At 72.6% G+C, this 8,807-nt stretch carries 5 protein-coding genes and 1 pseudogene; 1 reads left to right on the forward strand and 5 read right to left on the reverse strand.

Annotated elements, in window-relative coordinates:
- Positions 1-126, forward strand: a pseudogene (locus ACWDR0_RS33945) (pirin family protein); the annotation flags it as partial.
- Positions 127-509: 383 nt separating this feature from the next.
- Here the strand turns inward: ACWDR0_RS33945 and ACWDR0_RS33950 are convergent.
- The 5 genes from ACWDR0_RS33950 to ACWDR0_RS33970 form a co-directional block, all read right to left on the reverse strand.
- The gene (locus ACWDR0_RS33950) at positions 510-1,049 is read right to left on the reverse strand and encodes an FBP domain-containing protein (protein WP_456355690.1); all 540 of its coding nucleotides are present in this window, start codon (positions 1,047-1,049) and stop codon (positions 510-512) included.
- 833 nt (positions 1,050-1,882) lie between these two features.
- On the reverse strand, positions 1,883-2,752 hold the full coding sequence (locus tag ACWDR0_RS33955; RefSeq protein ID WP_456355686.1) for an alpha/beta fold hydrolase: 870 nt from the start codon (positions 2,750-2,752) through the stop codon (positions 1,883-1,885).
- The gene (locus tag ACWDR0_RS33960) at positions 2,749-7,422 is read right to left on the reverse strand and encodes a non-ribosomal peptide synthetase (protein ID WP_456355687.1); all 4,674 of its coding nucleotides are present in this window, start codon (positions 7,420-7,422) and stop codon (positions 2,749-2,751) included. Before ACWDR0_RS33960 ends, ACWDR0_RS33955 begins: the two co-directional genes overlap by 4 nt.
- A gap of 84 nt (positions 7,423-7,506) precedes the next feature.
- Positions 7,507-7,731, reverse strand: coding sequence for an MbtH family protein (locus tag ACWDR0_RS33965; RefSeq protein ID WP_456355688.1), 225 nt, complete (start codon positions 7,729-7,731; stop codon positions 7,507-7,509).
- Positions 7,732-7,813: 82 nt separating this feature from the next.
- Positions 7,814-8,807, reverse strand: a 994-nt coding sequence (locus ACWDR0_RS33970; RefSeq protein WP_456355689.1) for an ABC transporter ATP-binding protein, incomplete at its 5' end; no start/stop codon positions are given.

The raw sequence follows: 8,807 nt of genomic DNA on the forward strand, positions 1-8,807 counted from the left end.
GTCCAGGCCCGCCGGGACTGGACGGAAGGCACCCGCTTCGGCGAGGTCAAGGGCTACGCCAGCGACCCGCTGCCCGCCCCGGAACTGCCACCGGTGCCCCTGAAGCCTCGGGGAAGGGTGCGCTGACCTGTATGAATGAAGGTGCTGCCGTGGCGGATGAGTTACCCGCGGCTGCGCCTTCCCTCATGTTCCGTCTCTGTGCGATGCCTCCGCTGAGGTAGCGGATACGTGGGTCGGCGCCGGCTACGCCAACACCCACGAGTACGGAGGCCTCTACTTCGACCGCCTCGACGAAGCCGGAAACTCGTCGAACTCCCTCTACGTGGGCACCAACCGAGACCTCGTCAAGATCACGAACGATCAGACCTGACGGGCCCGCCCCACGGAAGCCGGGGGTGAGCACGATCGGCAGCGCCGGCCCTTGCGGTGGGTGGTGCGGACCGGGCTCCGCAGTGGGTCCGGTCCGCGGGGTGGGTGGCCGTCCTCGACCAGGACGGCAGTGGATGGGTTCAGGGCTTTGCCCCGGGTGAACCCGTCCTCCTTCTCCGCCGCGTGGTGCGTTCGCCTTCGGTCACCGAGTGGATGAAGGTGATCGTGCGGGAACGCATGCCGACGCGGCGTTGCTCGATCATTTCCCCGGCCGGGGGATCGAAAGGCCCGCGGACCGGTTTGCTGTGCAGCTTCACGGCGCAGTCGAGGTCGGTGCAGAGGAGAAGGCCCACCGTGTTCAGGCGTTCGCGTTTGTCCCGGGACGGGCGTCGGGCGGTGAAGAGCGAAACCTCGTTGAACCGCCGGGTGAACCGGCACAGGTCGCACATCATCGCGCGCGAGCCGTGTGCCGCATCGTTCGGGGCCTGTCGCAGCAGCACTCCCAGCGGCTGGCCGTCGGCCTCGGTGACGAGGTACGCGCGCTGCGGGGAGCGCAGATCCCGCCATCCGAGGTAGTCGATTCGGTCCCACCGGGCCTCGTCGAACCAGGTGGGCAGCCGGACCTTGCCGGCGGTTGTGTCCGGGTTCACCATCGCGCCGCGTATCTCTTCCCTGGTCATCGGACGCACGGCAGCTCCCGGTGAGCTGCCCGTGCGCGGCTGAACGTACCGGTCGGGAAGGCGGATGGAAGGGGTGGGAGAGTCCTTGGGATACTGGACACCCGGGGTGCTCCTTGCTGAGAAGTCCGTCATGACAGCAAGAGCAGGCCGAGCGGCTCGGCGAAGAGCCCAGCCGCCCGCCGCGGACATGCACGTCGGCTCGGAGGCGTGGGCTGGTTCAGAGCACCGGAGGCCTACGTCCGGCCCACCGTCGGGCAAGGACGGCAGCAGGGAAACGGAAGGCTAGGCGGTGCAGCGAGGCGCGCTCGGCGCGGGCCGAAACATAAAAATCCCTCTTCCAGGGCGCAGCGGGCCCAGAACAGATCTACGGAACTCGGCCAGACTAACAACGGCTTCCGGGGCAGCGGCAACCGATTTACCGGTCGGCTGAGCGGCCGGTGAAGGCAGCCGTGCCGGGCGGGTGGTGGTGCCGGCCCCGTCCGTCGGGACCGGTACCACCGGGGTGCAGGCGGGGCTCAACGGCGCCGGGTGAGCAGGGTGCTGCCCGGTTGAACGCGGAGTCGCGGTCGGCGGCGAACTTTCCGCGGTGAAGACGGGCCCCGGGGTGGGGCCGGGCTGCGCGGGGCGAGAGCCCGGCGCGTGCCCGCTCGTGTCGGCCGGGTCCGGGACGAGCGGCTGCCCCCCCGGCCTGGTTGAGGGTAAGACAAGGACCCGCGGCACTGCTGCGTGAATGGCAGCGCGGCGGCGCGGGAACGCGTCAGCCCGGCAGTTGCTGGCTGCCGGGCCGGCGTGCGGTGGGTTGTCCCGCTTGTTTTCGGGTGGTCCCGGGTGGCTTATGGGCCGGTGCTTCCCGCCGGCTGGTGGTGTTCCTTCCGGGGGCGGCCGGGGGAGTGGTCGGTGAGGAAGTCCACCAGGAGTTTGTTCACCTCCTCGGGGCGTTCCAAGTAGCCGAAGTGGCCGGTGTCCGCGAGTACTTCGCAGTGGGCGCCCGGGATGGCCTCGGCGACTTCGAGGCCGAGGTGCGGCGGGGAGAGCCGGTCGTCGGCGAAGGCGAGTACCAGGGTGGGGGCGGTGATCCAGCCCAGTTCGGAGACGGTGTCGGGGAAGTGGGTCAGCGCGGCCTCGAACTGGCCCCGCACTCCTGCCGATGGGGTCGGGGGCGCCATGCTCAGCATGTCGAGCCAGTCCTCGGCGGCAGCATCGTCACGCAGGCTCGCGGGGGAGAGGTTGGCGAGCGCGCCCAGTGCCGCCGAGACTTCCGGGGGCAGGACCAGGCCCTGTCGCTGGACCGCGATCTGGGCGCGCGCGAAGGCGGTCAGCGTCGCGTCACCCCGTCCTCTGGTTGCCAGCAGGGCGAGCCGGTCGACCAGTTCCGGGCGGGTCATCGCCAGTCGCTGGGCCATCCGGGCACCGAGGGAGGTGCCGACCACATGCGCGGTACCGCCCGCGACCTGCTCGATGACGGCGGCGAGGTCGTCGGTGAGATCGGCGAGAGTGAATCCCCCGGGGCACTCGGAGCTGCCGCCCACTCCCCGGTTGTCGAAGGTGATCACCCGGAACCCGGCCGCCGCCAGTGCCGGTACCTGGTACGGGCGCCACACTCTCCCCGGTGAGCCCGCACCCATGACCAGTACGACCGGCTCACCGCTGCCGGTCTCCTCGTAGGCCAGGGTGATTCCGCCCGCTTCGATGGTCCCGCTCATTCCTCGTTCCTTTTCTGCTGCCGGGCGGCCCGGGCCAGTACGGCCAGGGCCCGCACCCAGTACCGGGCCAGTTCCTCGATGTCGGTGGTCGCCACGACCGCGGGGTCGTGGCGCCAGGCCGCCTCGAACTCCGGCCCGTCCGGGCCCGGATGCACTGCTGTGATGAGCTCCAGGGCGAAGGCCTGCCGGAGTCCGGGTTCGCTGTCCTCGGGGAACTCCTGGACCAGTGCCTCGTCGGCGACCGCGGTCCACGGGCGCTTCCCCGTGCCGTCCGAGGCCGGCAGGCGGTCGATACGGCCGAGATAGCTGAAGAGGATGTCCGGCCCGGCCCCCGCCGCCGGGGCCGGCGGGTGGTCGAAGCCGCCGTGCGGTACGGCCTCCAGCTCCTCGTGTACGGAGGACAGCAGGCGCAGTGCCTTCGAGGTGTCGCGTTCAACGTCCTCCAGGGAGGCGCGCGGCACGGTGCGGCCGATCACCAGCGGGTGGAGCACGTTGAACCAGCCGACGGTGCGTGAGGTGTCCACCATGCCGTCCCGCGCCGGGACGTAGGGCTCGATCAGCTCGTCGCGGCGGCCGTGGCTCTCCCGGACCACAGCCAGACCCGTGCCGGTGCCGGTGGAGTGGGCCGTGCGCCAGGTCGCTTCGGCGAGTGCCGTGGCGGCGAGCAGTGCCGCCTCGGGTACGGCGGCCGGGTGGCGCAGCAGGATCGCGGTGGATTCCGGATCCGCGCGGACCCGGTGGGAGCGCAGCGAACCCCGGGTGCCGGTAAGGGGCCACGCCGTGGCCGGTGCGAGCCGGAGCGCCCCCGCCACCGCCTTGTGTACGCCTTGCCAGTACTGCTGCTGCCGGGCCGGCTCCGGTCCCCGGGCACGGCGGGCCAGCCCTCGGGACCAGGCTGCCATCGAGGTGTGCTCGGGCGGAACGTCGATGACGGCGGGCTCACCGCGGCTGCCGTCGGCGTCGGCAGCGGCGGCCAGGTCCGCGAGGACGATCTGCCAGGAGACGAGGTCCGCCGCGGCATGGTGGACGGCGAGAAACAGCAGGTCCCGCCCGGTGCGGTGCTCCCGCAGCAGTACGCCTGCCAGCATGGCGCCGCCGGCCGGGTCCAGCCGTTCCCAGACGCGGCGGGCCGCCGCGAGCACCGTGGGAGGGGTCAGTTCCTCATGGGTCTCTTCGGTGAGCATCGCCGGTGGAGCGCCGTCCGGCGCGGTTCCGGGCGGGCGGTTCACCAGTCGCAGACGCCCGTCCGCCCCGACGACCGCACGGGCCGACAGCTGCGGATGCGCGCGGCGTACCGCGTCGAGCAGTGCTTCGGCCCGGTCCAGGCCGAGCCCCGGCGGCAGGGTGATCAGCTGCGAGAGCGCGAAGCGGCGGTAGTCGCCCAACCCGTGCAGCCAGTCCAGGACCGGGGTGGCCACCTCCTGGACGGCCTCGTCTCCGGTGTCCGTCCCGGCGGGCCGGGCCGGGGCGGGGGTGGAGTCGATCGCCCGGGCGAGCCGGCCGATGGTGCGGTGCACCAGCACCTGGCGGGGAGTGCAGGGCAGCCCCGCCCGGCGGAGCTCGCCGACGAGGGAGATGGTGGCGATGCTGTCCAGACCGTGGTGGAAGAGGTCCTCCTCGCAGCCGAGGTCCGAGGCCTCCAGCAGGTCCCGCGCCACCTGGTGGACGGCACGCTCGGTGGCGGTACGGGGCGGCCGGGCGGTCCCGTCGGCCGCCTGGTCACCGGTGGGTCTGGGCAGCGCCCGCAGGTCGGTCTTGCCGTTGACGGTCAGCGGGATACGGTCCAGCACGGTGATGCGCGCGGGGATCAGATAGGCGGGCACCCGCCTGGCCAGCTCGTCGCGGAGAGCCACCGGGTCCAGGGGGCGGCCCGACTCTCTGAGCGCGCGGGAGACGACCACGTACGCGGCCAGCGCCTTTCCCTGTCCGCTCGTGAACGGGACGACGACGGCCTTGGCCACATCGTCGCTCGCCTCCAGCGCGGCCACCACCTCGGCCAGTTCGACCCGGTAGCCGCGGATCTTCACCTGCTCGTCCGCGCGCCCCAGGAAGATCAGCCGGCCGGCCGCGTCGCGCCGTACCACGTCCCCGGTGCGGTAGAGGCGCTCGCCGGTCTCCGGGTCGGGGACGAAGCGCTCGGCGGTCAGGGCGGGACGTGACTCGTAGCAGCGCGCCACCTGGGCTCCGCCCAGATACAGCTCGCCCCGGGTGCCCAGCGGCACGGGCTGCAGGTCGGGCCCCAGGACCAGGGCACGGGAGCCCGGGGCCGGTCTGCCGATGGCGGGTTCCTCCCCGGCCCGTACCCGGGCGTTGACGGCCTCCACGGTGATCTCGGTGGGGCCGTAGAAGTTGTGGACGCGGGTGCCCCGCAGGCCGGCGAGCGTGTCCCAGACGGCACGGGAGATCTCCTCCCCGCCCAGCGCCAGGATGCGCAGCGGGCAGCGGCCGTCCTCGATCAGCCCGGCCTCCGACAGCCGGGCGAGCATCGACGGTGAGGTGTCCAGCATGTCCACTTCGCGCTCGCGGATGCCGCGGACCAGCCGGGCCGGGTCGAGCTGGTCCTCCTCGTCGAAGAGTTCCAGGGTGTGTCCGCTGAGCAGGGCCAGCTGCGGTTGCCAGGCGGCGTCGAAGGCGAAGGACCAGGAGTGCCCGACCCGCAGCGGCTCCGAGGTGTCCGCGGTCACCGGGCGGTAGATCTCGGCCCGGTGGGCGTGCAGCAGAGTGGCCAGCCCCCGGTGGGTGGCCACCACACCCTTGGGTTCGCCGGTGGAACCCGAGGTGAAGACCACATGGACGGCCTGCTCGGGATGGGTGTCACCGGGGAGTGGTGCGGCGGCGCCGGGAGCGTCGGCGTCACCGGGGGTGCCGGGGGCGCAGCGCGGGCCGGTCCACCAGTCCTGCTGCCCGGGCAGGGCGATCAGCAGCCGGGCCCCGGCGAGTCGAGCGATGGTGATGTTGCGGTCGGTGGGGGCGGCCAGGTCGAGCGGTACCAGCGTGCCGCCGGCCTTGAGTACGGCGAGGATTGCGGCCAGGTAGTCCCGGGTACGGGGCAGGGCGACGGCGACCCGGGTCTCCGGACCGACGCCGAGGGCGCGCAGCCGCCGGGCCAGGGCGTTGGACCAGCGGTCGAGTTCGCGGTACCGGACCTCGGAGCGGCGGTCGCGGACGGCGACCCGGTCGGGGTGCCGGGCGGCGGCCCGTTCGAACTCCCGGTGCACTCCGTGGTCCGTCGACCGGTGCGCCCCGTGGTCCGTGATCCCTGCCGGGTGTGAGGCAGGTTCGGGGAGGCGCGGGCCGTCGGCCAGGCGGGCCAGTTCGGCCTGCTCCCCGGGGAGGAGGATGTCCAGATCCCGGTGGGTGCGGGAGGGGGCGGCGGCGATGTCCTGCATGATCCGGAGGAAGCGTTCGGCCAGCCGGCCCGGGTCCAGCCCGCCGAGGAGGGCGTCGATGTGGTCGACGTTGACGTAGAGCCGGTCGTCCAGCAGGAACGGCACGACGGTCAGCGGGTAGTGGGTGTAGCTCTCCATGGAGACCGGCGACATGCTCACCCCGCCGCCGAGCCGCAGGGTGTCCCGGGCGGCTCCCTTGGGCGTGTTGTGGAAGATCATCAGGGTGTCGAAGAGGTCGCCGCAGCCGTGCGCGCGCTGGATTTCGCTGAGCCCGGTATAGCCGTGGGACCGTTGCCGGGCGGCATCGCGCTGGATCCGCCGGCACAGCTCGATCAGCGGTTCGTCGCGGTCGAGGGTGACCCGGGCGGGGATGGTGTTGATGAACAGCCCGATGGCGGATTCGATCTGCGGTACCTCCTCGGGCCGGCCGGAGACGGTGACGCCGAATACGACGTCCTCACGTCCCGTCAGCCGATTGAGCAGGACGGCCCAGGCGGCCTGGGCGACGGTGTTGACGGTGAGATTGGCCGCGCGGACCCGGGACAGCAGCTCCTCCAGGGGCGGCCCTTCGAGGGACCGCATGGTGAGGGCCGCCCGGTGCGGCTCGCCGTCCACCCGGGTGCGGGGGGCCACGACGGTCGGTTCGCCGACTCCGCTCAGGGCCCGGGCCCACTCGGCGAGCGACGCCGCGCCGTCCTGACGGCGCAGCCAGCCGATGTACTCCCGGTAGGCGGGATGGGATTCGACCGGTCCGGGGCCGTCCTCGGAGTAGGCCGTGGCGAGTTCGTCCCAGAAGACGGGTACCGACCACCCGTCGATCACAATGTGGTGGAAGACGCAGAGCAGCCGGTGGTGTCCGGACCCGAGCCGGGCCAGGGTGACGCGCAGCGGCGGTCCGGCGGTGAGATCGAACGGGGCCTCGCGTTCGTCCTCGACGTAGGCACCGAACTCCTCGGGCGTCATCCGGACGGTGCGCCAGGGCACGTCGACGACCGCGGGCACGAGCTGTACCGGGTGGGGCAGGTCCTTGTCCCGGAAGCTGGCCACCAGCTGGGGGTGGCGGGTGAGCACGGTGCGCAGCGCCCGGTGCAGCCGCTCGGTGTCCAGCGGGCCGTGGAAGTCGGTGAGGACGGCGATGGCGTAGCCGTCGGCCTCGGGCCCCGCCGCGGGCCCGGCGCCGTGGGGATGGTCGTGGTGGAGACGGTTGAGTGAGTACAGCCCTTGCTGGAGTGGGCCGAGCGCAAGGACGTCGGCTATGTCGTGCCTGCCGGTGAAGGACACCGCGGGTTCCTCGTCGTTCGCTGGGGCGGTGGGTCGTCGCTTTCGGGCGGGAGGGGGCGGCGGGTTCCGCCCCCTCCCGGTGTGTCATCCCGCGCTGTCGGCGGCCATCGCTTCCCGCAGGCTGCGGGGGCGCATATCGGTCCAGGTCTTCTCGATGAACTCCAGGACCTCCTGGCGGCCGGCCTCGCCGTGGACGGACCGCCAGCCCGGCGGGATCTCGCGGAAGGCGGGCCACAGGGCGTACTGGTCCTCGTCGTTGACCACCGCGTGGAAGCGGCCGTTGTCGTCGTCGAAGGGGTTGGTGCTCATGGGGTGACTCCCGTTCTCGGTTGGGGTTGGGGTTCCGGGATTCCGGGCGGGCAGGAAAAAGGGCAGGCTGAAGAGGGCAGGCTCATCCGGTGCCGGTGCCGGTGAGTCGCCAGGCGGCGGCCCGGCGACGGCGGTCGACGAAGCGGCTGTAGACGCCGCCGAGCCGCAGGAGTTCCTGGTGGGAGCCGGACTCGGTGACGCGGCCCCCGTCCAGCACCAGAATCCGGTCGGCGCCCTCGACGGTCTCCAGCCGGTGCGCGACCACCAGCACCGTACGGTCGGCGGCAAGCCGGGTGACGGCCTGCTGGACCAGCCGCTCGTTCACGGCGTCGAGTGACGAGGTGACCTCGTCCAGCAGCACGATCGGGGCGTCCTTGAGCAGGGCACGGGCGATCGAGACCCGCTGCCGTTCGCCCCCGGAGAGGGTGGCCCCGCCCTCGCCGACGCGGGTGCCGAGGCCGTCCGGCAGCCGGGCGGCGATCTCGTCGACACGGGCCAGCCGGACCACCCGGTCCAGCTCGTCGGGTCCGGCACCGGGCCGGGCCCGCAGGATGTTGTCGGCGATGGACTCCTCGAAGAGGTACGGGTGCTGGGAGACCAGGGCGATCCGGTTCAGCAGCCGCTCGGTGCCCAGCTCGCGTACATCCCGGTCGCCGACGAGCACGGCGCCGCTGTCCGGGTCGTGGAAGCGGGCGATCAGGGAGAGCACGGTGGACTTCCCGGCGCCCGAGGGCCCGACCAGCGCGGTCAGCGTGCCGGGCTCGGCCCGGAAGGACAGCGAGTGCAGGACCGTGCGGTCCGGGGTGTAGCCGAAGCTCACCTCACGGAACTCCACGGACGGCGGCCCGGCGGCCGCGGGCCGGGCGGGCTCCGGCAGCGGCGGGATGTCCAGCACCTCGCGGAAGCGCCGCAGCCCCACGCCGGCGATCCGCAGCCCGCCGGCGACCTCGGCCACGGCCGTCAGCGGCTCCACGAAGCGCACGGCCAGCACCATCACGGCGATCAGCACCGCGATATCGCCTCCGCCGCCGAGGGCGAGCATGACGGTGAGGGCCAGCACCGCGGTGAGCACCGTC

The organism is Streptomyces sp. NPDC003691 (genome assembly GCF_053981115.1).

Bases quoted from the DNA above. Each gene is read 5' to 3' on its own strand.
- ACWDR0_RS33965 (WP_456355688.1), bottom strand. From the start codon at position 7,731: ATGAGCACCAACCCCTTCGACGACGACAACGGCCGCTTCCACGCGGTG.
- ACWDR0_RS33955 (WP_456355686.1), bottom strand. From the start codon at position 2,752: ATGAGCGGGACCATCGAAGCGGGCGGAATCACCCTGGCCTACGAGGAG.
- ACWDR0_RS33950 (WP_456355690.1), bottom strand. From the start codon at position 1,049: ATGACCAGGGAAGAGATACGCGGCGCGATGGTGAACCCGGACACAACC.